At 45.8% G+C, this 25,164-nt stretch carries 27 protein-coding genes; 4 read left to right on the top strand and 23 right to left on the bottom strand.

The window, feature by feature from the left end:
* Positions 1–2 precede the first annotated feature (2 nt).
* The gene (locus JNUCC22_RS19285) at positions 3–1,892 is read left to right on the top strand and encodes a thioredoxin domain-containing protein (RefSeq protein WP_216062032.1); all 1,890 of its coding nucleotides are present in this window, start codon (positions 3–5) and stop codon (positions 1,890–1,892) included.
* On the opposite strand, the gene JNUCC22_RS19290 is transcribed toward JNUCC22_RS19285, so the two are convergent.
* On the bottom strand, positions 1,889–2,785 hold the full coding sequence (locus JNUCC22_RS19290) for a CPBP family intramembrane glutamic endopeptidase (protein ID WP_053573843.1): 897 nt from the start codon (positions 2,783–2,785) through the stop codon (positions 1,889–1,891). The genes JNUCC22_RS19285 and JNUCC22_RS19290 overlap by 4 nt on opposite strands.
* A gap of 214 nt (positions 2,786–2,999) precedes the next feature.
* Here JNUCC22_RS19290 and JNUCC22_RS19295 point away from each other — a divergent pair, with 214 nt between their 5' ends.
* Positions 3,000–4,331: an MFS transporter gene (locus JNUCC22_RS19295; protein ID WP_216062033.1), complete on the top strand. Its 1,332-nt coding sequence runs from the start codon at positions 3,000–3,002 to the stop codon at positions 4,329–4,331.
* A gap of 32 nt (positions 4,332–4,363) precedes the next feature.
* On the opposite strand, the gene JNUCC22_RS19300 is transcribed toward JNUCC22_RS19295, so the two are convergent.
* The 12 genes from JNUCC22_RS19300 to JNUCC22_RS19355 form a co-directional block, all read right to left on the bottom strand.
* Positions 4,364–4,744, bottom strand: a complete 381-nt coding sequence (locus JNUCC22_RS19300) for a VOC family protein (protein ID WP_216062034.1) — start codon at positions 4,742–4,744, stop codon at positions 4,364–4,366.
* 56 nt (positions 4,745–4,800) lie between these two features.
* Positions 4,801–5,739: a LacI family DNA-binding transcriptional regulator gene (locus JNUCC22_RS19305; protein ID WP_012118935.1), complete on the bottom strand. Its 939-nt coding sequence runs from the start codon at positions 5,737–5,739 to the stop codon at positions 4,801–4,803.
* A 62-nt stretch (positions 5,740–5,801) separates the two neighbouring features.
* Entirely contained in the window at positions 5,802–6,560 is a 759-nt protein-coding gene (gene xth, locus JNUCC22_RS19310; protein ID WP_216062035.1) for an exodeoxyribonuclease III, read from the bottom strand.
* Entirely contained in the window at positions 6,557–7,114 is a 558-nt protein-coding gene (locus tag JNUCC22_RS19315) for a methylated-DNA--[protein]-cysteine S-methyltransferase (RefSeq protein WP_216062036.1), read from the bottom strand. The genes xth and JNUCC22_RS19315 overlap by 4 nt, the downstream gene beginning before the upstream one ends.
* Positions 7,111–7,692 carry a bifunctional transcriptional activator/DNA repair enzyme AdaA gene (locus JNUCC22_RS19320; protein ID WP_101670750.1) on the bottom strand — a complete coding sequence of 194 codons (582 nt, stop codon included), beginning with the start codon at positions 7,690–7,692 and terminating at the stop codon, positions 7,111–7,113. The genes JNUCC22_RS19315 and JNUCC22_RS19320 overlap by 4 nt, the downstream gene beginning before the upstream one ends.
* A gap of 187 nt (positions 7,693–7,879) precedes the next feature.
* Complete coding sequence (gene rpsR / locus JNUCC22_RS19325; RefSeq protein WP_029325793.1) at positions 7,880–8,119, bottom strand: 30S ribosomal protein S18; 240 nt, start codon at positions 8,117–8,119, stop codon at positions 7,880–7,882.
* Between the two features lie 43 nt (positions 8,120–8,162).
* On the bottom strand, positions 8,163–8,681 hold the full coding sequence (gene ssbA / locus JNUCC22_RS19330) for a single-stranded DNA-binding protein SsbA (RefSeq protein ID WP_007615071.1): 519 nt from the start codon (positions 8,679–8,681) through the stop codon (positions 8,163–8,165).
* A 39-nt stretch (positions 8,682–8,720) separates the two neighbouring features.
* Positions 8,721–9,008: a 30S ribosomal protein S6 gene (gene rpsF / locus JNUCC22_RS19335; protein WP_004392977.1), complete on the bottom strand. Its 288-nt coding sequence runs from the start codon at positions 9,006–9,008 to the stop codon at positions 8,721–8,723.
* 111 nt (positions 9,009–9,119) lie between these two features.
* Positions 9,120–10,220 (bottom strand): redox-regulated ATPase YchF, encoded by a 1,101-nt coding sequence (gene ychF / locus JNUCC22_RS19340; protein ID WP_004392975.1) that lies wholly within the window; start codon positions 10,218–10,220, stop codon positions 9,120–9,122.
* 126 nt (positions 10,221–10,346) lie between these two features.
* Complete coding sequence (locus tag JNUCC22_RS19345) at positions 10,347–12,350, bottom strand: molybdopterin-dependent oxidoreductase (protein ID WP_216062037.1); 2,004 nt, start codon at positions 12,348–12,350, stop codon at positions 10,347–10,349.
* A gap of 46 nt (positions 12,351–12,396) precedes the next feature.
* Positions 12,397–12,603 (bottom strand): DUF951 domain-containing protein, encoded by a 207-nt coding sequence (locus JNUCC22_RS19350; RefSeq protein WP_004392973.1) that lies wholly within the window; start codon positions 12,601–12,603, stop codon positions 12,397–12,399.
* A gap of 85 nt (positions 12,604–12,688) precedes the next feature.
* On the bottom strand, positions 12,689–13,714 hold the full coding sequence (locus JNUCC22_RS19355) for a YkvI family membrane protein (RefSeq protein ID WP_216062343.1): 1,026 nt from the start codon (positions 13,712–13,714) through the stop codon (positions 12,689–12,691).
* A gap of 87 nt (positions 13,715–13,801) precedes the next feature.
* Here JNUCC22_RS19355 and JNUCC22_RS19360 point away from each other — a divergent pair, with 87 nt between their 5' ends.
* A complete protein-coding gene (locus JNUCC22_RS19360) occupies positions 13,802–14,302 on the top strand; it encodes a GNAT family N-acetyltransferase (RefSeq protein ID WP_252729713.1) in 501 nt (166 codons plus the stop codon).
* Positions 14,303–14,529: 227 nt separating this feature from the next.
* Complete coding sequence (yyaC, locus tag JNUCC22_RS19365; protein WP_004392969.1) at positions 14,530–15,144, top strand: spore protease YyaC; 615 nt, start codon at positions 14,530–14,532, stop codon at positions 15,142–15,144.
* A gap of 29 nt (positions 15,145–15,173) precedes the next feature.
* Here yyaC and JNUCC22_RS19370 read toward each other — a convergent pair whose 3' ends face one another.
* The 10 genes from JNUCC22_RS19370 to rpmH form a co-directional block, all read right to left on the bottom strand.
* On the bottom strand, positions 15,174–16,025 hold the full coding sequence (locus JNUCC22_RS19370) for a ParB/RepB/Spo0J family partition protein (RefSeq protein WP_004392966.1): 852 nt from the start codon (positions 16,023–16,025) through the stop codon (positions 15,174–15,176).
* A complete protein-coding gene (soj, locus tag JNUCC22_RS19375) occupies positions 16,018–16,779 on the bottom strand; it encodes a sporulation initiation inhibitor protein Soj (protein ID WP_007409899.1) in 762 nt (253 codons plus the stop codon). The genes JNUCC22_RS19370 and soj overlap by 8 nt, the downstream gene beginning before the upstream one ends.
* A 298-nt stretch (positions 16,780–17,077) precedes the next feature.
* Positions 17,078–17,929 carry a nucleoid occlusion protein gene (noc, locus tag JNUCC22_RS19380; RefSeq protein WP_047936375.1) on the bottom strand — a complete coding sequence of 284 codons (852 nt, stop codon included), beginning with the start codon at positions 17,927–17,929 and terminating at the stop codon, positions 17,078–17,080.
* A gap of 121 nt (positions 17,930–18,050) precedes the next feature.
* The gene (gene rsmG / locus JNUCC22_RS19385) at positions 18,051–18,770 is read right to left on the bottom strand and encodes a 16S rRNA (guanine(527)-N(7))-methyltransferase RsmG (protein WP_007409901.1); all 720 of its coding nucleotides are present in this window, start codon (positions 18,768–18,770) and stop codon (positions 18,051–18,053) included.
* A gap of 13 nt (positions 18,771–18,783) precedes the next feature.
* Positions 18,784–20,670, bottom strand: a complete 1,887-nt coding sequence (gene mnmG / locus JNUCC22_RS19390) for a tRNA uridine-5-carboxymethylaminomethyl(34) synthesis enzyme MnmG (protein WP_007615086.1) — start codon at positions 20,668–20,670, stop codon at positions 18,784–18,786.
* Positions 20,671–20,686: 16 nt separating this feature from the next.
* Positions 20,687–22,066 carry a tRNA uridine-5-carboxymethylaminomethyl(34) synthesis GTPase MnmE gene (gene mnmE / locus JNUCC22_RS19395; protein WP_007409903.1) on the bottom strand — a complete coding sequence of 460 codons (1,380 nt, stop codon included), beginning with the start codon at positions 22,064–22,066 and terminating at the stop codon, positions 20,687–20,689.
* Positions 22,067–22,355: 289 nt separating this feature from the next.
* Entirely contained in the window at positions 22,356–22,997 is a 642-nt protein-coding gene (jag, locus tag JNUCC22_RS19400) for an RNA-binding cell elongation regulator Jag/EloR (protein WP_020958121.1), read from the bottom strand.
* Complete coding sequence (spoIIIJ, locus tag JNUCC22_RS19405; RefSeq protein WP_007409906.1) at positions 22,994–23,743, bottom strand: YidC family membrane integrase SpoIIIJ; 750 nt, start codon at positions 23,741–23,743, stop codon at positions 22,994–22,996. The genes jag and spoIIIJ overlap by 4 nt, the downstream gene beginning before the upstream one ends.
* Before the next feature lie 160 nt (positions 23,744–23,903).
* Positions 23,904–24,254 (bottom strand): ribonuclease P protein component, encoded by a 351-nt coding sequence (rnpA, locus tag JNUCC22_RS19410; protein ID WP_004392944.1) that lies wholly within the window; start codon positions 24,252–24,254, stop codon positions 23,904–23,906.
* Between the two features lie 153 nt (positions 24,255–24,407).
* On the bottom strand, positions 24,408–24,542 hold the full coding sequence (rpmH, locus tag JNUCC22_RS19415; protein WP_003178075.1) for a 50S ribosomal protein L34: 135 nt from the start codon (positions 24,540–24,542) through the stop codon (positions 24,408–24,410).
* Positions 24,543–25,164 lie beyond the last annotated feature (622 nt).

The following is a 25,164-nucleotide window of genomic DNA, read 5'->3' on the forward strand; positions in this document are numbered from 1 at the left end:
TAATGGCCCACGAATCCTTTGAGGACGAAGAGATCGCCGGTATGTTAAACGATAAATTCATAGCCATCAAGGTTGATCGTGAGGAGCGGCCTGATGTGGATTCCGTGTATATGAGAATCTGCCAGCTGATGACGGGGCAGGGCGGGTGGCCGCTGAACGTGTTCGTCACACCAGATCAGAAGCCGTTTTATGCGGGGACGTATTTTCCGAAGACGAGCAAATTTAACCGTCCGGGTTTTATCGATGTGCTTGAACATCTGTCCGAAACGTTTGCGAATGACCGGCAGCATGTCGAGGATATCGCCGAAAACGCCGCCGCTCATCTTGAAGTCAAGGTTCACCCGGCTGAGGGCATGCTTGGCGAACAGGCGGTTCATGACACGTATCGCCAGCTGGCCGGCGGGTTTGACACGGTGTACGGCGGGTTCGGCCAAGCTCCGAAATTTCCGATGCCGCATATGCTCATGTTTCTGCTTCGCTACTACAGCTATACGGGCAAGGAACAGGCTTTGGCCGGCGTAACCAAGACACTCGACGGCATGGCGAACGGCGGAATTTTTGACCATATCGGGTTCGGCTTTGCCCGCTACTCGACTGATAATGAATGGCTCGTGCCGCATTTTGAGAAAATGCTGTATGACAACGCCCTTCTCCTGACCGCATATACGGAAGCCTACCAAGTCACGGGTAATGAGCGCTACAAACAGATTGCGATGCAGATCGTCACGTTTATTCAGCGGGAAATGATGCATGAAGACGGCAGCTTTTTCTCAGCTTTAGACGCTGATACCGAAGGCCGTGAGGGGAAATATTACATATGGTCCAAAAAAGAAATCATGAACCTTCTCGGTGATGAACTCGGCCCGCTTTACTGCAAGGTGTATAACATCACAGATCAAGGCAATTTTGAAGGCGAAAACATCCCGCACCTCATTTTCACGCGGCGTGAGGCCATCCTCGAAGAGACCGGCCTCACAGGACATGAGCTGGCCGAACGCCTTGAAGAGGCAAGAACTAAATTGCTGGAGGCCCGTGAAAACAGAAGCTATCCGCATACAGATGACAAAGTGCTGACCTCATGGAACGCGCTCATGATTGCCGGGCTGGCAAAAGCCGCAAAGGTATTTCACGAGCCTGACTTTCTCAGCATGGCGGAAACAGCGATCCGCTTTCTCGAACGGCACCTCATGCCGGACGGGCGCGTCATGGTCCGCTATCGCGAGGGCGAAGTGAAAAATAAAGGGTTTATCGATGATTACGCTTTTCTCATCTGGGCTTACCTTGAACTGTATGAAGCGGGTTTTAATCCGTCTTATCTGCAGAAAGCGAAAACGTTATGTACAAGCATGCTGGAGCTGTTCTGGGATGAACGGCACGGAGGTTTCTTCTTTACGGGGAATGATGCCGAGACCCTCCTTGTCAGGGAAAAAGAGGTTTATGACGGGGCCGTGCCTTCCGGAAACAGCGCGGCTGCCGTACAGCTGCTTCGTCTCGGCCGCCTGACGGGTGATATATCACTGATTGAAAAAGCCGAAGCGATGTTTTCCGTGTTCAAACGGGAAATAGAGGCCTATCCGAGCAGCAACGCTTTCTTCATGCAAAGCGTACTGGCACATACAATGCCCCAAAAGGAAATCGTTGTTTTCGGAAGGAAAGATGACCCGGACAGAAAACGTTTCATTGAGGCGCTTCAGGAGCATTTCACTCCCGCCTATACGATTCTCGCCGCAGAACATCCGGATGAGCTTGCCGGCATTTCTGACTTTGCCGCGGGTTATCAAATGATCGACGGGAAGACAACGGTCTACATTTGCGAGAATTTCGCCTGCCGGAGGCCGACGACGGATATTGATGAAGCGATGAACACCTTACAAATCAGCAGCAGAGCCTAGGCGGCCTGCTGCTTTTCTTTTTTCACAAAACGGAATGCGAGCCATGCGAAGATGATATTGATCACCAGAGTCGATATGCAATCATATATTTCATAGCCGCCGGCTGCTGTTGTAAATATCGACGGAATGCCGCCGTACACCGAATGATCCTCTGTGAGAAAGATAAATAAAAACATATTATTGGCAGCGTGACCGCCAAGAGACATCTCCAGACTGCCCGTTTTAATCGTGATAAAGGTCCAGATCATGCCAATGGTGACATATCCGATTCCCGCCCAGAGAGCTCCATTTTCCATTTCCGGATTTCCGAAATGAAGTGCGCCGAATAATCCGCCGATAATGACTGTCAGAACCACCGCGTTTGCCGTCAATTTTCCGGCGAACTGAAGCAGAAAACCGCGAAAGAGAAATTCCTCCGCAGAGGTTTGAATCGGCACCAACAAGACGGCCGCCGCTAACAGCAGCAGAAAACGTGAAGCATGGAATTCCTGAAGCATGAAACGATCCGGATGAATTGTAAAATCAATCAGCCCCGCGACAAACATCAGCACAACATATGTGCCGAATCCAAAGAAAATCCTCTTCCAGTTCAGCGACTGATTCGGTGTGATGATGGATAAAAACCGCCGTTTCATAATGAAACGAACTGCTATCCAAATGCCCGGAATCGCTATGAAATAGACGATATGCTGTAAATAAATATCCGCCAGCGGGTCACTTAATGCCCCCTCATCCCAATTTATCGTCAGTGAAGGATTGAAAGCGGACGTGAGAAACATATAAAACACGGTCAGTATGCTTCCGAAAAAGAACAAACCCACAATGACCAACAGAGAAAGAATATATCTCGATACACTATTTTTTCCCTCTGTGGGCCGTACAAACGTATTCATATTTATGCATCAACTTCCTTTCCTTCAACATTTTACAATATAAACAGAAACAGATATAGGAAATGTTATATGTTTTAAGAAGAAAGCGCTATGCCGTTTCCTTTGGCTCTGGTTATTTACACTCTGTTTTTGCCAAAAAAAGACCTTTATAATGTAGTCGTCAGATAAATTCACAGTATTTTCTGATTACAATTGCAAAGTCAGGGGGTTTTTTATGAAACATCAGGCATTCTCAAATGTAGCGAACCGATTAGACCGTCTCCCCATTTCGCGTGTGCATTATCAAGTATTAACCGCTCTCGGAATCATCTATTTTTTTGATCTCGCTGATCTGTTTACGCTCAGCAACGTGGCTCCGGCGCTGATTGAGCATTGGGGCGTGAAGCTGTCCACCATTGCCGACATCACGGCCGCATCATTCCTGGGCATGTTTTTAGGCGCGTCCATCGGCGGAAGGCTGTCCGATCGGATCGGCAGGAAAAAAGCGCTGAATTGTTTTGTCCTTGTCTTTTCGATCTCATCTTTTCTGAATGCGCTGGCATGGGACATTCCGTCCTTAATGATTTTCCGCTTCTTGACCGGTCTCGGCGTCGCGGCCGCCATGATTGTGACGAACAGCTATTTGGCGGAATTTTTTCCATCCTCCGTACGGGGAAAATACATCTCCCTTTGCGCCATGATCGGACTAATCGGGGTTCCCGTCACAAACGTTGTTTCCGCTTTTGTCATTCCTTTAGGCTCATGGGGGTGGCGGCTCGTATTCATATGGGGGGCGGCCGGTCTCATTTATTTCTTTTTTATCCGCCGGCTTGAGGAATCGCCGCGCTGGCACGAAAATCGGGGCGCATATGATCAGGCAAACGTCATTATGAACCGTCTTGAAGCACGTATAGAGAAAGAAAAAGGCCCGCTTCCCGTGCCAAAAGAGGCGGCAGAAGTACATACAGTGAAGCACGCAGGCTACTTAGGGCTGTTTCAGGGCAGGAATTTAAAGATCACCATCATCCTGTCAGCGGTATGGATTCTTGAAACCTTTGGCTTTTACGGCTTTGCTTCATGGGTGCCCAGCCTGCTGAAAAGCAACGGCATCACCATGGAAAAAACGCTGTGGTACAATGTGCTTCACTCTGTCGGCGCGCCGCTTGGCGCATTGCTCGGTTCCATGATATCCGAGACGTTCCAAAGAAAATGGATTCTGGCCGCAAGCGCCTTTCTGACTGCCATTGCCGGACTGTTATACGGCATGACGTTTATTCCCGTCATGATTATTGTGTTTGGCTTTGTCGTTAACGTCACGGAACGGATCTTCACCTCAAATCTATACGCCTACACATCGGAACCGTATCCTACGGAATATCGCTCGGCCGGGAGCGGGCTGGCGTACGGGCTCGGCCGTTTTTCCAATATATTCGGCTCCCTGCTCGTCGGATTTATTGCCGTTAAGCTCGGCTACATCAGCGTCTTTTTGTTCATCGGCGGCTGCTGGCTTCTGTGTTCCGTTTTGTTAATCCTCTTCGGCCCGAAAACAAATGCACAGCAAATTTAATCAAAAAAACAGTGCGGAATCACTCCGCACTGTTACACTGTGATTTCTATCAAATTGCCTTCCCCATCCTCTATCACGCTCTCATAATATCCGTCACCCGTCACGCGCGGGCCGCTTACAACCTGAAATCCATCATTTTTAAACGTTTCCGTCAATTCATTCACCCGCTCCTTGCTGCCTGTAGAAAATGCGAGATGCGCCCATCCGGTCATATTCTGTGCCGGAGCTTCATCAATGCCGCCTTTTTTCATAAGTTCCAGCCTGCATCCGGAGTCAAATGTCAGAAAATACGATTTGAAATCTTTTTTCTCATTATGATAAAGGTCATTGGCCTTGGCGCCGAAGTATTTCTCATAAAACTCTTTCATCCGTTCCAAATCTTTCACCCATATCGCTGCATGTTCAATTCGCATATGTCCGCCTCCCTTTTTTTCTCAATCTATTTATAAAGCATGAAACCCATTTCAGCTCAAGACTTTTTCCGCTGAAATTGATGCATAATTTGTTTTTTAGCTGTTTCTTCGTGAAAAAACAATAAAAATGCTTCCTTTCCGACCCGTTCCAAATGAAGTTCCAGGGATGGAATATTCAATGCCCGGCTGACGCTCAGATTTCCCTCGCCGATGATCTCCGCGTCCCATTTCTGTTCTTTCGCAAACTGGTACAAGCCGGCAGCCACGTCATCACTGTGCGCATAGATGGCCGTCGGCGCCTTGTCGAAACCCCAGAAGTGCTCACCCGCACGCTTTCCGTCGTCCATATCATGGCATCCGACCAGAATGCGGGTTTCATCAAGAGAGCCGAAGACCGCCTTATATGCGGTTACCTTGTCGGCCGTACTCGGACTTTTTTCCGCTTCCCGCACACATGTAAAAGCAACGTCTTGATGTCCGCGGTTTTTCAAATACAAAAAGCTTTCTCTGTATGCTGCCTGCCTGTCATTATAAGCGCAGGGAATCTCTTGATGCTGTGTATATTCACAAGCGACAATGGGACCGTATTCCAGGTAAGGCACGGCGGTCTCCCATTCATTCGCGCGGGACGTGACAATCAGTCCGTCAATCTTTTTCATTTTCAGCAGTTCGAAATATGTCATCTCTATAGCGGGGTCATAGTTGGTGGGGAGAAGGGTTGTCACGTAATCATGGGCAAACGCTTCCTTCGTGATACCGTTTACAATTTTGTCAAAGCAGGGATGGTCACTGTACGGCAAAATCACGCCGATTGTATTGGTCTTTCCGCGAATCAGATCAATGGCGGTTCGATTAGGGGTATAATCCAGCTCCTTCATCACTTGATTCACAAGACGCCTTTTCTCCTCAGATACGTACGGGTGTCGGTTTAATACGCGTGATACGGTGGCCACCGACACATTCGCCAGTTTCGCAATCTCTTTTATATTTGCCATGTGCTCCTCCATTTTCGGTGATAAAAAAGCAGCAAGAGTGGATTTCTCTTACTGCTATCTCATCATAAATCCACTGTCATTTCAACAGGGCAATGGTCAGAACCCATGATATCGGCACAAATGGCCGCTTGGCTGATCCGCTGCTTCAGTCTGTCTGAAACAATGATGTAATCAAGCCGCCAGCCGATGTTTTTCTCACGTGCGTTCGTCCTGTAAGACCACCAGGAATAGGCGCCTTCCTGGTCAGGATATAAATAGCGGAATGAGTCGGTAAATCCCGCGTTCAGCAGGGCGCTGAACGCTTCCCGCTCCTGCTCCGAGAAACCGGCGTTCTTCCGGTTGGCTTTCGGATTTTTCAAGTCTATCTCCCTGTGTGCGACATTCAGATCGCCGCATAAGATCACGGGTTTCTTCCGGTCAAGCTTCTGCAGATAATCCTTAAAATCGGCTTCCCATTGAAGACGGTAATCAATTCGCTCTAATCCGCGTTTGGCATTCGGCGTATAACAGTTGACGACAAACACATGCTCAAATTCAAGCGTGATCACCCGTCCTTCTTGATCATGTTCGTCAATCCCCAGTCCATAGAACACGTGCAGCGGCTTTTCTTTCGAAAAAACAGCCGTGCCTGAGTAGCCTTTTTTCACCGCATAGTTCCAATAGGCGTGATATCCTTCAGGCTGTAATGATACTTGTCCGTCCTGTACTTTTGTTTCTTGCAGACATAGAATATCGGCTTCCGTTTCTTGAACGTAAGTATTGATATCTATCTTTTTCATTACGGCACGCAAGCCGTTTACATTCCAAGACATCAGTTTCATGTGATCCCTCCTGTCCGGCTCATCCGGTATTCCAGTGTTTCAATGTTTCTGCCCTCTAATGCCAGCAGCTGCTTTTTCATTTCTAAACCGCCTCTGAATCCGGTCAGTTTCCCGTTTTTTCCGATGACGCGATGGCACGGAACCGTAATCAATACCGGATTTTTTCCAATCGCTGCGCCCACGGCTCTTACAGCTGCCGGTTTCTGAATCATTTCTGCTATATCCGAATAGGAGTATGTCTCGCCGTACGGTATGTCCATAAGCACTTTCCATACAGCAAGCTGAAATTCTGTCCCGTAAAGATCCACCGGCACTGAAAAAGCTGATCTGCCATTTTTAATGTACTCGGACAGCTCTGCCGTGTAAGGCGCCAGCTTTTCATCATCACGTGCCAATCGGTATTGCGGCAGTGATTTTTTTGCCCACTGCTCAAGCTCTTCAAAGCTTCCATGATTTGAACCTATAAAGCAAAGCCCCTTAGATGTGGCGGCTGTATACAGGCTCCAATCATTCCGTGTGAAGAGTGTCCAATAGATCATAGGCTCTTTACTCATATTAAACCTCCCTGTCCCATTTTGACGGTTTTTCGGTATTCTGTGGGCGAACTCCCGGTTCTCTTTTTAAAAAGAGTCGCGAAATGCGCTGTATTTGGAATTCCGACAGTCAGAGCGATCTCCATGACTGTCATATCAGTATGCTTTAAAAGGTGTTCCGCCTTCGACAATCTTATTTTCTGTATATACTCAATCGGGGATATTCCCCTGATTTTTTTAAATGTCCGCTGTAAATGATAGGGGCTGCCGTGACACATTTCGGCCAGTACACTCAGAGTCAGGGATTCGTGATAATGGCGTTCAATGTATTCAATGATTTGAGCAATCCATTCTTCATCAGGAAGACGAAGACCGTTCGGCCGGCACCTTTTACAGGGACGAAAATGTTTATCGAGCGCTGCATCAGCCGTATCAAACACTAGTACGTTTTCTTTATTCGGAACTCTCGATTTACAAGAAGGCCGGCAGAAAATCCCCGTCGTTTTTACTGCATAATAAAATACTCCGTCATAAGAAGCATCATTGCGTATGATTGCGCTCCACTTTTCATCAGTCAGGATATTTCTGTCTGTCTCCATCTCAGCCACCCCCTGTTTTTCAGTATAAACAAATTCATTGCATAAGTACGCGTTTTTGAATAGAGGAGCAAGATAACAAAGGTGTAAGAAGCACTTCCATGTTTCATGTGAAACATTCGGCAGGATGGAGGGGGACTGATATAAAAAAAGAGCAGGAGCCCGCAGGCTCTTGCTCTTTTCTTTCGGCTTACTCGCCAGTTACGTATGGAAGTAAAGCCATTTGACGTGCGCGTTTGATCGCGATAGTCAATTTACGTTGGTATTTCGCATGTGTTCCAGTTACACGGCGAGGTAAGATTTTACCACGCTCAGAAACAAACTTTCTAAGAAGATCTACATCTTTGTAATCGATGTGCGTAATGCCGTTAGAAGTGAAGTAACAAACCTTACGGCGTTTCGCACGACCGCCTCTGCGTCCTCCTGCCATTGTCATTTCCCACCTTTCTCGTTATGAATATAGCGATAATCTATTAGAACGGAAGATCATCATCCGAGATGTCAATCGGCTTGCCGTCGTTGGCAAATGGATCATCATTAAAGCTGTTCCCTTGATTTCGTCTCTGGTTGTTCTGATTTCCGCCGAACGGATTATCATTTTGGCCTCCGCCAAAGTATTGGCCTCCGCCGCTGTTTCCTTCGTTGTATCCGCCTGATCCAGAACCGCCGTTGTTTTTAGGCTCAAGAAATTGAACACTTTCAGCTTGGACTTCTGTCACGAAGACACGCTGTCCCTGCTGGTTTTCATAATTTCTTGTCTGGAGTCGGCCGTCTACGCCGGCAAGGCTTCCTTTTTTAAGAAAGTTTGCAACGTTTTCGGCTTGTCTTCTCCAAGTGACACAATTAATGAAATCGGCTTCACGTTCTCCGGACTGGTTCGTGAATGTACGATTCACAGCAAGAGTAAACGTGGCGACAGCCGCACCGCTTGGCGTATAACGAAGCTCTGGGTCTTTTGTCAGTCTTCCGACTAATACAACTCGGTTAAGCATATGAAAGACCACCTTTTAACATTATATATTTCAAATTGCTTATTCTTCTTCTTTAACAACGATGTGGCGAATGATATCGTCACTGATCTTAGCTAAACGGTCGAATTCAGCAACCGCTGCAGCTTCAGACTGAACGTTTAAGATTTGGTAGAAACCGTCACGGAAATCGTTGATTTCGTAAGCAAGACGACGTTTACCCCAATCTTTTGTTCCAGTGATCTCCGCTCCGTTAGAAGTTAATACGTTGTTGAAACGCTCGATAACTGCCTTCTTTGACTCTTCGTCAATGTTCGGACGGATAATGTACATAACTTCGTACTTTTTCATCTGTTTGCACCTCCTTTTGGTCTAAGCGGCCCTATAATGGGCAAGGAGCAATAATTCTATTACTCACAAGTTTATATTATACCAAAGCTCTTGTCCCTTTACAACTGTGTCCTATACATTAAATCGGAAATGAATGACATCTCCGTCTTGGACTACATATTCTTTACCTTCCAGACGCACTTTTCCGGCTTCTTTCGCTCCGGACATTCCGCCGCCTGCCAAAAGGTCTTCATAAGCAACCGTTTCAGCGCGGATAAAGCCGCGTTCAAAGTCAGTGTGGATGATACCCGCACACTCAGGAGCTTTCATGCCTTTTCTGAATGTCCATGCGCGCACTTCCTGTTCGCCCGCCGTAAAGTATGTCGCAAGGCCGAGAAGAGAGTATGACGCTTTAATCAGCTGATCAAGACCTGATTCTTCGATGCCGAGCTCCTCAAGGAACATTTGCTTTTCTTCGCCTTCCAATTCAGCAATTTCAGACTCAATTTTCGCACAGACGACGATAACTTCGGCGTTTTCACCCGCGGCGTACTCCCGGATTTTCGCAACATATTCATTATCTGAAGGATCAGCCACTTCATCCTCGCTTACATTTGCTACATAAAGCACGGGTTTTGACGTAAGCAAATGAAGCTGCTTCACAAGCTTTTGCTGTTCTTCCGTAAATTCAACGGAACGGGCAGGCTTTTCTTGTTCGAAAGCTTCTTTTAATTTAGACAGAATGTCAAATTCAAAAACCGCTTCTTTGTCTTTTTGCTTTGCAAGCTTGCTTACACGCGTGATACGTTTTTCGACTGTCTCCATGTCGGCAAGAATCAATTCAAGATTGATCGTTTCAATATCGTCAATCGGATCGACTTTCCCTGACACGTGCGTAATATTGTCATCAGCGAATGCGCGTACAACGTGGCAGATCGCATCTACCTGACGGATATGAGAAAGAAACTTATTTCCGAGTCCTTCACCTTTAGATGCGCCTTTTACGATCCCCGCGATATCAGTGAATTCAAACGCAGTCGGCACCGTTTTTTTCGGATTCACCAATTCAGTCAGCTTTTGCAGACGTTCATCCGGCACTTCCACGATCCCCACGTTCGGGTCAATTGTACAGAACGGGTAGTTGGCTGATTCGGCACCAGCCTGGGTAATTGCATTAAATAACGTCGATTTTCCGACATTCGGCAAACCAACAATTCCAGCAGTTAAAGCCATTCTTTCATCTCCTCTATATCAAACCATCATCGTATAAACGTATTGTAAACCTAGAGCAATTATAAGGAGGTTCATAGGAAAAGACAAGCTGAGAAAAAAGCATCTCCCGCCCTCTCTCTCCTTAGATTATCCTTTTTTAACCGCTACCAGACAGTCAAAAAGCGTACTTCCCATTCCATTATCGGAATTTGAATCCTTTGTGAGCATGTTGACGGAGCCTCCGAATGCCGCCCACATGCCCTCATCTATATTCACCGTCTTCGGGTGAGCCTGCTTCATGATTTTCACCCTGCCGCGCAGACTGCCGCGGTCATTGTATACCTCTGCCGTATCTCCGTCTTGAAGTGAAAGCTCCTCGGCGATATCCGGCGACAGATCCACCTGAATCTGCTGAAGCTTTTCAATAAACGGCACGTGCTGTGAATGATTGGAGCGCTGCGGGTGAATGGACAGCAGCGTATACGGGTATTTCCCGGCAAGCCCGGCGTCATGATAAACAGACTCCTCCGGCACTTCCAATTGAGGGAGGCCGCTGTATCCTTTCTCTTCTGCCAGTGACGAGACGAATTCAAATTTTCCGCTCGGGGTTAAAAATTGAAAATCACTCCACGGAACCTGTTTGACCGGAAGCGGCATATGTCCTTTTTCCTTTAATTGCTCAAGGGTGATTCCTTCTTTCTCCAAAGAAGAGAGCCCCATTTTTAAGAAATCTTCCGTACTGTAATCAAAGAGCTCCCCGAATCCGAGACGCTTTGCGAGTTCCGTCCAGATCCAGCGGTCTGATTTAGCCTCTCCCTGCGGTTCCGCAAGCTTCTTGCCATATTGAACATAGTGATGATACATGCTGGAATAATAAATATCTTCCTCTTCGAAAACAACGGCCGTCGGCAGCACATAGTCACAGAGCTTCGCCGTATCGGTCATGACCGAATCAACGGCCACTTTGACCGGTGTTTTTTCAAACACTTCCTTCACTTTTTTTGTATTCGGCACCTGTGTCAGCGGATTGCCGCACGTCACGATGATCATCTCAATCGGCGGATCGGCTGCATTCAGCGCCTCTTCGGCTTGAGTCATCATCGAAAACGTTCTCGAACTTTTCTTCAGATCAGGACGGGTGAGCTCGGCCTTTGCAAAGCTTTCACCGACTTGCACATTTCCGAAGTTTGCGCCGCCGCCTTTGATACCTACATTTCCGCTCGCCGCAGCTAAAGCGTCAATCCACCGTATCGTCCCGCCCCCGTTTTTATATCTCTGCATCCCAAGACCCATAAAAGTGGAGGCGGGACCGTCAGCATATAAATCAGCAAGATATTTAAGCACTTCTAAAGACGTTTCTGTTTTCTCAACGATCTCCTCAAAAGAAATCGTCTGCAGAAGCTTGTCTATTTCCTCAAAACCGACCGAATGCTTTTGAATAAAATCAGAATCGGTTCTGCCGGTTTGGCATAATATTTTTAAAACACCCGCCGCAAGCCAGCCATCCATGCCGGGTTTGACGGATATATACCGGTCGGCAAGCTTTGCAGTCGGGTTAAAAATAGGGTCAATGACCGTCAGTGTCGCTCCTTTTTTCTTCACCTGCTGCAGATGATGATAGAGGTGCATATTCGTCCGGGACACGTTTCTGCCCCATACGATCACATGCTTGCTGTGATAAATATCAAGCGGTCCATGCCCGTAAGAACGCCCGAAATCCCAGCGCTGCGCTTCAATGCCGGAACCCCAGCAAATGCTGCCCGCAATCTCGGTTACACCGCCGTATCCATTGAAAAAACGCTGGTCGAGCGCCTTCAAAAGACCGTTATTGGCGTAGTCATGACTGTGCAGCACTGCGGCAGTGCCCAGCGTCTCCTTAATCACCGCCATTTTTTCAGCAATTTCATCTAACGCCTGCTCCCAGGAAATGCGGACAAATTCGCCGTCTTTCTTTTTTAAAGGAAAACGAAGCCGTTCCGGCGCATTCGTTTTCGTCTCCAGCATTCTGCCCCGGCCGCAAATTTTCCCTTCCGTAATGGGATGATTCGGGTCTCCGTCTACTTTCGTCACCTTTCCATCCTCAACTGTCACCAAAAAGCCGCAGCTGTCCCAGCAATTCAGCGGGCACGCTGACTGATGCACTTTGCTCATCGGGCCTCTTCCTCTCCTCTATATGAAAAAGCATGAGCGCCAGCCCTTATGATGTAGGCTCCTCATGCTTGACGAGTACTTTTTTCAGCTTTCTCTCAAAATCTCTTCTCGGAATCATGACACTGTGGGAACAACCCGTGCATTTGATCCGAATATCCATTCCCATCCGAATGATTTTCCATCTGTTTTCACCGCAAGGATGCGGTTTCTTCATTTCAACAATATCATTCAGGCCAAAGTCTTTATCCGCCAAGACCCTTCACCTCTCTCCATAGACTGCTTTATTTATTGTACAAAAAAAGACAGGATAAGAGCAACGGCCGCACTCAAAATGAGCATTATACTTTTTTCCATCTCCCTAAAATAGGGTAAAGAAGAAGACATACCAGCAAATAAAGACTTAAAAGCCCGTAAATGGGATATAAAATGGCGATCAAATCTGAAAAACCGATTGTCGTAAAAGGCACCATCACAGCTAAAAGAAGAGATACGAGCGTCCATCTCGGCAATTTCACAAATGCAAGCATGCGGCTGGACAGCCCGAAAAGACCGGTCACCGTTGTCGTATAGATGGCTAAAAAAAGCACGGCGGCCATACAAAGAAATAACGGATAAGGAGCGCCTTCAAGGACGGCGAAAAGAGGAATCTCATATTGTGTAAGACTGCCTGAAAGCTGTACAAGCGTTTCATTGTAAACAAATGAAATCATACCGAAAATCAGCCCGCTTGCAACGCTTGCGATTTTGGCTTCTCCCAGTCCCTTCATATCTTTCCCGATTGAAGAAAGAACAGCGACAACAGAAAGAATGTTTAAGGACGTGAAGGTAATGCTTGCCGGCCAATTATACTGGCGGGTCAAGTCTATCGTCCACGTGTAATGATGCGTTGTCTGAAAAAAGACCAATGCATATAACAGCCCCGCTACAAGAATCGGTATCAAAATACTATTCAGAGATAATATCCCTTTTATATCCCAAAAGAATAAACCCACGGTCACAATGCAAAGAAGAAAAATACCGATCCAAAACGGCAGCTTGTACATTTGCAGCGTCACACCGCCGCCGGCAATCATAACCATCGTCATTGAAAACAAATAAAACATAATAAGCACATCATAGACTTTAGCAAGAGCCGGCCCCATCAGATGCTCAAGCACAGGTAAAAAGTGCGTTGATTGAACCCGATAGCTGATCTTCAACACAATATAAGCCGAAATCGTAAACATGACTGTAAACAATACAATAGCCAGTCCGCTTTCGGCACCGAAAAACTGCCATATTTCCTGCCCGCTTGCATACCCGGCCCCAATCTGGCTGCTTAATATGAGCAGCATCCACTTCATCCCGGCTCTCCACACCCTCATCACCTCATAAAATTTCTGATCATCTCCGCATATTGCTACTATATTGAGTGACAGCAGCAAACATTCATACAAAGGGGACAAATTGGTATGATAACGACGATTGACTATTCAGAAAATTCATTTATGTTAGGCGCTCAAATCATGGACATCAGGCGTTTAACCGCAAGTGATACCCAGCCTTACTCCGATATCAGGCTCAAAGCTTTAAAAGATCACCCGGACGCAATCGCCGTCAGCTATGATGAGGCGAAAGAATGGCCGTCCGAAAAATTCAAAGCCAGGCTTGAAACCGGCAATGCCATCTTGCTTGGCGCCTTTGAACAAGACAGCCTGATAGGAATCCTCAAGATCTTCAAGCATCTGCTGTTTAAACTAAGACACATTGCGGTTATCGGTTCTATGTATATTTCCCCCAAACACCGAGGGTCAGGCGCGGGAAAAGCGTTAATGACGGAAGCCATCAACCGAGCAAAAAAGATGAAAGACACAGAACAGCTCCATCTCTCTGTTACTTCAACAAATGAACCCGCAAAAAAACTCTGCGCTCAGTTAGGATTTTCCTCTTCTCTGCAGAAAAAAGAGCGCTGAAATTAGATCGCAATATGTTGATGTAGATCAAATGGTCTTACTTCTTTCATGAACTTAGAGAACAACTGCTCTGGGTTCTTTTTTTCTATCCCGCTCTTTTCAAACAACCGGCATGCTCATCATGACATAAGCATAAAAAAAGGCAGCGCTGGATATACTGTAAACAACCATACATCACCAAAAACAACAATGTAATACTCGTATGACATGACAAGGAAGTGAACCTTATGAATCGAAAAGGCGGGCTTTTTTCTCAAGAACGGGCAAAACAATATGTATCCCATACGGATTCTTCTGCTGCGAATCAAATACAAGCAATCCTTACTTCATCTTTACGTAAAGCAGCCGGCAGACCGTTAGTCACCGTGTGTATCGGTACAGATCGGTCGACCGGAGATTCATTAGGTCCGCTCGTAGGAACAAAGTTAGAAAAAATGAATTTAGGCAGATTGCACGTTTACGGCACGCTGTCAGATCCTGTTCACGCCGTCAATATGAAAGACAAGCTGAAAGATATTCAACATCTACATAAAAATCCGTTTATTATAGCGGTTGATGCTTGTTTAGGCCGCGTCAAAAGCGTAGGCTCATTTCAAATCGGCGATGGGCCGCTGAAGCCCGGAGCAGGTGTTCAAAAAGACCTTCCTGAAATCGGTGACGTCCATATCAATGGAATCGTCAATGTCAGCGGGTTTATGGAGTATTTTGTCCTGCAGAATACGAGGCTTCATCTTGTTATGAGCATGGCAAATGTTTTAGCAGAGGGGTTACAGCTGACAGATAAATCAGAAGGCCGGCAGGAACGGCTCAGTCCGTTTCATAAGCTGACAAGACGTATATAAAAAACCATCTTTTTTTTAAAAGATGGTTTTTACGCTTCTCTTTCAGACAATAGTTCTAGGATACGTTCAAGATCTTCATTTGAGAAAAACTCAATCTCAATCTTCCCTTTTTTCTTTTGTCTCTTTATATTTACTGTTGTTCCGAAGTAATTTTGCAAATACGATTCCCGCTCTTTTAACACCACATCTTGGACAGGTTCTTTTTTCTTTGTTTCACGTGGAACATTGTTGTTTAACTGCTGAATCAGCTGCTCAAGCTGACGGACGTTCAGCTGTTCTTCAACCACTTTCTTCACAAGCGGTTCAAGCTTGTTTTTATTTTTCAAACCAAGCAAGGTTCTGCCGTGTCCCATGGATAACGTACCTTCTGCAATGAGGTTCTGGATGCTTTCCGGCAGCGTCAGCAGTCTTAAATGGTTGGCAATATGAGGCCTGCTTTTTCCGAGCCGTTTAGCGAGCTGTTCCTGGGTTAAATCCAAATGCTTCAGCAGTGAGTCATATGCCAGAGCTTCTTCAAGCGGTGATAAGTCTTCACGCTGAAGGTTTTCCAAAAGAGCGATTTCCCGCATCAGCGATTCAGATAAATCCCGCACGATGGCCGGCACTGTCTCTTTACCGGCAAGTTTTGCGGCGCGGTAACGGCGTTCGCCGGCTACAATATCATAGCCCTTCAATGATTTTCTCACGATAATGGGCTGAAGAATGCCATGCTGAATGATGGATTCCTTCAGTTCAGCTAATGACTCATCGTCAAATTGTTTTCTTGGCTGATAAGGATTGGGGCGCAAATCACTGATTTTAATCTCTTCCACTGTCTCTTCAGACAAATCAACCTGATTAAACAACGCGTTAATCCCTTTTCCGAGCCCGCCTTTAGCCATTCGCTGCCACTTCCTTTGCTAAATCTAAATATACTTCCGCACCTCTCGAACGCGGATCGTATAATATGATCGGCTTGCCGTGACTCGGCGCCTCACTTAAACGGACATTTCGAGGAATAATGGTTTGATACACTTTATCTCTAAAGTATTTCTTTACCTCTTCTATCACTTGAATGCCGAGATTCGTTCTGGCATCAAGCATCGTCAGAAGCACTCCTTCTATCATTAAGTCGGTATTTAAATGTTTTTGCACAAGCCGAACTGTATTTAATAATTGACTCAATCCTTCAAGAGCGTAGTATTCGCACTGAACCGGGATAACGACTGAATCTGAAGCGGTAAGCGCATTAATCGTTAATAACCCGAGAGACGGAGGACAATCAATAATCATGTAATCGTAATTTTGTTTCACTGATTCTAATGCTCTTTTCAGCCTGACCTCCCGTGAGATCGTCGGAACCAATTCGATTTCCGCTCCCGCAAGCTGGATCGTGGCCGGAATGACATCTAAGTTCTCTACTGAAGTCGGTTTAATAATATCTGTAACATCTGCATCATCTACTAAAATGTCGTACACACAATGATCCACATCGGCTTTTTCAATCCCTAATCCGCTCGTTGCATTGCCCTGCGGATCAATATCAACAAGAAGAACCCTTTTACCTATGTAAGCCAAGCAAGCCCCCAGATTAACAGAAGTCGTCGTCTTCCCGACTCCGCCTTTTTGGTTCGTAATTGCTATGATTTTTCCCACGATGTCACCTACCTTCACATGAACATGTACTGTCTTGTTTCTATCTTATCAAAAAAAGAGTAAAGCGTTTTATTTTTTTCATAATTTGTTTATCAGCAAGTGAAAAAAATGTAAACGAAAAAGACACTTTCTAATATAAGTTCTCCGATAAAGTGACTTTTTTGACTGTAAAAAGACAATTCACGACACAAAAAGATAAAATTTTACATATATAATGTATAGTGCACAATAAATCTATCATTATCTCAAAATAGTTTTTTGATTAAAATAAAAACTCCCCTGCTGATCAGGAGAGTTTTTATTTAGGTATCCGAATGGTAAGCTGGATGTACTCTTCGAATTCTTCTTCTTCAGTGTTCAGCCTGACGCCGCTGTCTTCTACCATAGACAGTGACTGACGAATCGTATTCATCGCAATTCTTGTATCCCTGCTGAACGCTTTGCGTCTCGGCTTTGGTTTCTCCTTATTCTGTTCAAGCATTTTCACCACTCTGTCTTCCGTCTGCTTAACGTTTAAGCTTTTCTCAATGATTTCCGCAAGCAATGTGACCTGAAACTCCGGCTGTTTGAGCGGAATCAGTGCTCTTGCATGACGTTCCGTAATTTTTTTCTCCATAATCGCATCCTGGACGGGTTCCGGGAGCTTTAACAATCGGAGCTTGTTCGCAATCGTTGACTGGCCTTTTCCTAAGCGCTGCGCCAAGGCTTCCTGTGTTAAATCATGAAGTTCTAACAGCCTTGCGTACGCATGAGCTTCCTCAATGGAGGACAATTCTTCCCTTTGCAGGTTTTCAATCAAAGCGACAGATGCTGTTTCCGTATCAGAAAAATCTTTAATAATTGCGGGAATCTTCTCCCATTCAAGCGTCTGTACCGCTCTCCAGCGCCTTTCACCCGCAATGAGCTCATATTGTCCTTCATCTTCTGTATGTCTGACAACAATCGGCTGAATGATGCCGTGTGTATGGATAGTCATTGCTAACTCTTTGATTTTTTCATCTGAGAAAATGGTGCGTGGCTGAAAACGGTTGGGAACGATAGCATGTACCGGTATTTCGAGTATCTCTTCTTTGTTTGTATCATGCTCAGCTATCTCCGGTTCCTCTTCCTTCTCACCAAACCCGAAGAAACGAGAGAATGAATGCTTCATGTACCTACACCACCTTTAAAAACTGCCATTTTTATAATTCTATTTTCTCATGGTTTTTCCTGCTGTATCTTCATCAATTTTGCAGAAAATATGATGGAATTGTCACATCAGGCTGTCTAAATTACCCTTCAATTGGCGATTTATTTGGAGTACCCGGTTTTCTCGGATATTTTTTCGGAGTGCTTTTCGTCTTGCGAATGATCATGATGTTCCGTTCACTTTCTTCAACAGGAAGTGTAAAGGAATGAACTTGTTCAAGCTCTCCTCCCAATACTTTAATCGCCTTTTGCCCCGCTTTCAGCTCTTCATCAGCTGCTGCTGCTTTTAGTGCCGCAAATACGCCGTTTTTCTTGGCCAGCGGCAGACAAAGCTCACTCAGGACCGACAGACGCGCCACCGCACGGGCCGTCACGAGATCGAAGCTTTCCCGTACGTCTTTCCGTTGTCCGAATGTCTCCGCTCTGTCATGGACAAATGTCGTATGCTCTAATTGTAAAGCATCAGAGAGAGTTTCCAAAAACGTAATCCGCTTATTCAGTGAATCGACGATGGTGACATGCAGATGCGGGAAGCAGATTTTGATGGGCAGGCTTGGAAAACCGGCGCCGGCGCCGACATCACAAAGAGTGGTGACCTTTTCAAAATCAATATAAAATGCCGCCGTTATCGAATCATAAAAATGCTTGAGATAAACTTCCTTTTTCTCAGTGATGGATGTCAGATTCATTTTTTCGTTCCATTCCACGAGCATCCGGTAATACAACTCGAATTGCTCCAGCTGGCGGTCAGAAAGGGAAATCCCTTTCTCCGCTAAACTGGATGTAAATTCCTCTATATTCATGCCGTCATCCTTTCTATTCAGCTACCTTGGCAATACGGCCCTGCTCCAGGTATACCAGCAGGATTGAAATGTCTGCCGGATTGACGCCGGAAATACGGGACGCTTGAGCAACTGATAAAGGACGCACTTCTTTCAGCTTTTGACGGGCTTCAGTAGCAATTCCTTTAATGGCGTCATAATCAATCCGATCAGGGATTTTTTTGTTTTCCATTTTCTTCAGCTTTTCCACTTGCTGCAAGGATTTTTCGATATATCCTTCATATTTCACCTGAATTTCCACTTGTTCCGCCACATCTTGCGGAACCGGAGAATCTGCAGGCGCAAGTTTTGTCACTGTTTCATAGTTCATTTCCGGACGTTTCATTAAATCTGTGCCGCGCACTCCGTCTTTCAGCTCGCTTCCGCCGAGTGAACGGATATATTCCTGATTCTCAGGAGACGGCTTGATAATAACAGACCAGAGACGTTTTTTCTCCGCCTCGATCGCCGCTTTTTTCTTCTCAAACGCTTCATAGCGCTCATCAGAAATTAAGCCGATATCGTGGCCGATTTCCGTCAGACGAAGATCCGCGTTGTCGTGACGGAGCAGCAGTCTGTATTCCGCCCGTGAAGTCAGCAGACGGTACGGTTCATTGGTTCCTTTCGTTACCAAATCATCAATCAATACACCGATATAAGCATCGGAACGGCTGAGGATCACTTCTTCTTTTCCAAGCGCTTTGCGGCCTGCGTTGATCCCTGCCATAATTCCTTGCCCGGCTGCTTCCTCATAACCTGATGTACCGTTAATTTGACCGGCTGTGTACAGGTTAGGGATTTTTTTCGTCTCCAGTGTAGGCCAGAGCTGCGTCGGTACAATTGCGTCATACTCAATCGCGTATCCGGCTCTCATCATCTGCACCTTTTCCAGTCCCGGAATGGTCGCCAGCATCCGCTGCTGCACGTCCTCAGGAAGACTCGTGGATAAACCTTGAACGTATACTTCCTGCGTATTTCTGCCTTCCGGCTCAAGGAAAATCTGATGACGCGGTTTATCATTAAACCGAACGACTTTATCTTCAATCGAAGGGCAGTATCTCGGTCCCGTTCCTTTAATCATACCGGAATACATTGGCGAACGATGCAGGTTGCTGTCGATGATCTCATGAGTCTCAGGACTCGTGTAAGTCAGCCAGCAAGGCAGCTGATCGGTAATGTATTCAACCGTTTCATATGAGAAAGCGCGCGGAACCGGGTCCCCCGGCTGGATTTCTGTTTTGCTGTAATCAATGGAATCGCTTGAGACACGAGGAGGCGTGCCCGTTTTAAAACGGACGAGATCAAAACCGAGCTCCTCTAAGTGCTCAGAAAGTTTAATAGACGGCTGCTGGTTATTCGGACCGCTTGAGTAAGACAGATCACCGAGAATGATCCGCCCTCTTAAATACGTTCCGGTTGTCAGCACGACCGTTTTTGCCTTATATTCAGCACCGGTTTGCGTAATGACACCGCGGCACTCCCCGTCTTCAATGATTAAACGCTCGGCAATTCCTTGAAGAAGTGTCAAATTCGGTGTTTTTTCCAGCGTATGCTTCATTTCGTGCTGATATTGGAATTTATCCGCCTGCGCACGCAGCGCCCGTACGGCCGGACCTTTTCCTGTATTCAGCATTCTCATTTGAATATGAGTTTTATCTATATTTCTAGCCATTTCTCCGCCGAGCGCGTCAATTTCGCGGACGACAATCCCTTTCGCGGGGCCGCCGACAGACGGATTACATGGCATAAACGCAACCATATCAAGATTGATCGTCAAAACAAGCGTTTTGGCTCCCTGGCGCGCGGATGCGAGGGCAGCCTCAACACCGGCATGCCCGGCGCCGATGACAATCACGTCGTATTGGCCTGCTTCATACCCCATGGTTTTTTCCTCCCTTTTATTTACCTAAACAAAATTGTGAAAAGAGCTGATCAATTAAGCTTTCGTGGACGGCATCACCGATGATTTCGCCCAGCAGCTCCCAGCACCTTGTCAAATCAATTTGCACCATATCAATCGGAACATCCTGTTCAATTCCGTTCAGCGCATCATCAATCGCTTGCTTTGCCTGATGCAGAATCGAGATATGACGGGTGTTGCTGACATAGGTGAGATCTCCGCTTTCGATCGCTCCTGTATAAAATAGCGACTGAATCGCTTCCTCTAAATCTTGAATGCCTTCTTCTTTCAGCAATGAGGTCGTGACGACAGGCCGGCCTTTCGCCAGTTCCTTGACGCGCTCAGCGTCAATCTTAGCCTCAAGGTCCGTCTTATTCATAATGACAATGACGTCCATTCCCTCAACCGCTTCAAACAATTTCACATCTTCTTCAGAAAGCTCTTCGCTGTGGTTCAGCACAAGCAAAATGAGATCCGCTTCCTTCAGAACCTGCCGTGACCGTTCCACACCGATTCTTTCGACGATGTCTTCTGTCTCACGGATTCCGGCGGTATCGACAAGCCGAAGCGGCACGCCTCGGACATTGACATATTCCTCAATCACATCACGCGTCGTTCCCGGAATATCGGTTACGATCGCCTTCGTTTCATGGACAAGGCTGTTAAGCAGAGAGGATTTTCCGACGTTCGGACGGCCGATGATCACGGTAGACAGTCCCTCACGCAAAATTTTTCCCTGCTCAGACGTACGGAGCAGCGCCTCGATTTCTTTCTTCACGCCGCTTGCCTTCTCCACTAAAAGCTGATGCGTCATTTCTTCGACGTCATCATATTCCGGATAATCTATATTAACCTCAACATGGGCAAGTGTTTCTAACAACTCATCACGCAGACGGCGGACAAGCGCGGAAAGCCGTCCTTCCATCTGGTTCATGGCGACATTCATGGCACGGTCCGTTTTGGCCCTGATCAGATCCATCACCGCTTCTGCCTGTGATAGGTCAATCCGTCCGTTTAAAAATGCGCGCTTCGTAAACTCACCGGGTTCTGCCAGTCTCGCACCTTCTCTTAAAGCAAGCTGGAGCACCTGATTAACCGTCACAATACCCCCGTGACAGTTGATTTCAATGACATCTTCCCTTGTGAATGTTCTGGGCGCTCTTAAAACAGACACCATGACTTCCTCAATAATCCGTCCCGTCGTGCTGTCCGCGATATGCCCGTAATGAATGGTATGCGATTCTGCCGAACTGAGCGTTTTGCCTTTCGGACCCTTGTACATTTTGTCGGCGATCTTTACGGCTTCCGGGCCGCTCAGCCGAACGATCGCGATCGCGCCTTCACCCATCGGAGTTGAAATCGCTGCAATTGTATCCATGCTGTTCACCTCTCTTTATCTCTGTTTCCATCTATATAAAAAATTTTATTTACGCCAAAATTAAAAGATAACATAGTTTGGTTTGAAGTGGAAGATACGTTATCCACAAAGGCAGAAATTCATCCCTTATTACTTTAACTTATCCACATGTGAATAACAATTAATTTTATTTCCTAAAACCTTTTTTATCAACAGCATAGACCGAAAAAGAAAAAACTTAAACGCGAAAAGTGCGATTCTGCTTAGGAATAGAGCCATTTTTACCAATAAAAAAACCGAAGTTCCGATTTTACCCGGACTTCGGTTTTCTGCTATCTTTATGGGAAATAACGAGATGGCGGTACCGGCCTTCACCGGTAGAAAACGTTTTGATATTTGGATGCTTTGACAGCGCGTCATGGATGATTTTTCTTTCACCTGACGGCATCGGTTCTAAATGCACATCTTTTTTCGTTTTCGACACTTGCTTGGCCAGCCTGTTTGCCAGCTGCTCCAGAATTTCTCTTCTTTTCCGCCGATAATTCTCAGCGTCGACAACGGCTTGGCGATACTGGCCGGAGCCGCGGTTCAAAACAAGCTGCGTCAATGTTTCCAGGGCATTGAGTGTTTGTCCTCTTTTGCCAATAAGCAGCGCCGCTTTTTCACCTTTAATGTGAAAACAGACTGTTTTCTTGTTTTCTTCCGTAACAATCTCAGAAGGTCCGGCAATGGAATGGATGATTTCTTCCAAATACGCTTTCGCTTCATGAACAGGATTTTTTTTCTCTTCCAGTTCTACGATCGCATTCTTTTTTCCAAAAATACCCAAAAACCCTTTGTATCCTTCTTGCACCACCGTTATTTCTACTTGATCTTTCGTCAGTTGAAGTTCCTGAAGGCCTGATTGAACTGCTTCTTCGACATTCCGTCCCGCAGCAGTCACCTTCTTCACTTTTTCTTTCCTCCCGCTTTCTGCGTTTCCGGATCGTGTTTAATGTCAGGTCCTTTAATAAGGAATGTCTGAGCAATCATAAACAGGTTTCCGACTACCCAATACAGAGAAAGCGCGCTCGGGAAGTTGATCGCAAATACGATGATCATGATCGGCATAATCCATACCATCATTGCCATTTGAGGATTCTGAGTCGGATTTCCGGCCATCATCAGCTTCTGCTGGACAAAAGTGGCCACACCAGCAACGATAGGAAGAATATAGTAAGGATCCTTCTCTCCTAGGTCAAACCATAAAAAGCTGTGCTGTGAAATGGCTTGCGTACGCATAATGGCGTGGTAGAATCCGATCAAAATCGGCATTTGAATCAGGATCGGGAAACATCCCGCCAGCGGGTTTACCCCGTGCTTTGAAAACAGGGCCATCGTTTCCTGCTGAAGCTTCTGCTGCGTTTTTTGATCTTTAGAGCTGTATTTTTCTCTGAGCTTCTGCATTTCAGGCTGCAGCGCCTGCATCGCTTTTGAGCTTCGAAGCTGCTTGATCATCAGCGGCAGAATCAGCAGACGAATTAAAATCGTAACGATGATGATCGATAAACCATAGTTATCACCCGTCAGTTTCGCTACGTACGTAATAACTTCTGACAATGGATACACAACATATTTGTCCCAGAAATGCGGACTATTCGCCGTAATCGGCTCTTTCACACTCGAGCACCCGGCCAGCAGCACGAGCATACCGACCATACTCAGTAGTAACCATATTCTCCTTTTCAAGAACGTTTCCTCCTATACCAATCTTTATGAACCTTGTATGTATTTTAGCATCTTTCAGTTTCAAATGGCGTTCATTTTTCGCCAAATAAAAGGAAGCGCTTTTAAAAACGTGAAGAAAACAAAATATGAGCTATTTTGACGAAGATTTCTTATATAATGAGGTTTTTCTGAATAAGTGCTGCAGACTCTTTTTCGTTTCTTCAAAACTGAGGTCGCCGGCGGGTTTTCTTGCGATAATAATAAAATCTTTCGGCTTGAGCAGCTCTTTTTCCTCCTGAACAGCCTGTCTGATTAACCGCTTCACCCGATTGCGCACGACGGCATTGCCGATTTTTTTACTGACAGAAAGCCCTACCCGGAGCTCTTCCTGTTTCGGCTGATCAAGCGTATACAGCACGAACTGGCGGTTTGCCATAGACGTTCCGCGTTTAAACACTTTTTGAAAATCTTCATTTTTCTTTAACCGATTTCGCTTCTTCACTTTAATTCACTCCGATATTCACTCGCAGAAACTTTTATTTCTATCTAAAAAAAACGGGCCGCCGGAATACTGAAGAAATTTCTCCAGTACCGGGCGACGCATGACATCTCACTCTCTTAATGTGAAAAAAGACCACTGACATTATTCAGTGGCCTAAGCTGATAATACTTTTCTGCCTTTGCGGCGACGGCGTGCTAATACTAGACGACCGTTTTTTGAACTCATACGGCTTCTGAAGCCATGAACTTTACTGCGTTTACGGTTATTCGGTTGGAATGTTCTTTTCATTTATGACACCTCCCTCGAGGAATAGCTGTTAAAGACAGTCTTACTTATTATATTTGTGCTGCCTATTCATTGTCAACTTCAGCAGTGCTTTTATTTCTTACAACCATAATAGGATAACATACCTTAACCAGTTTAGAAACCTTATTTTTCATATTCCTTTTTTTAACGCAAAAAAAAAAGCCGCGCTCCCCCGGAAAAACGACATGTGGATAATTTTTTGGCCTTTTTTTAATATCCACAGTCGTTATCGACAACATTTTCACATTGCTAACCCATGTGGACAAAGATTTTTCAACAAGTTGTCAGGTTTGTGGATAAGATTACGAGAACCATTGCAAGTCCTCGCTTAATTTGATATTATATTTGTGTTTTAACTCTTAATTACTTATCCAGCCCATTCTCTTTATCCACAAACTGTGGATAAGTTGTGGATTGTTTTCACACGGCTTGTGTAGATTGTTGTCCACAACTTGTGGAATTTGTCGAAAAGCTGTTTTTCTACTATACTATATGTTTTCAACATTTCGTGTGTACGAATGGTCAGAGCCATATGCTCTTTTTTTGTGTTCTATAACAGGGAAAGGGCGCTGATTTTTAAAGAAAAGGAGGGCTGTGCCGGATA

The organism is Bacillus sp. JNUCC-22 (genome assembly GCF_018861275.1).
In the GTDB taxonomy this organism is placed as follows: Bacteria; Bacillota; Bacilli; order Bacillales; family Bacillaceae; genus Bacillus; species Bacillus velezensis.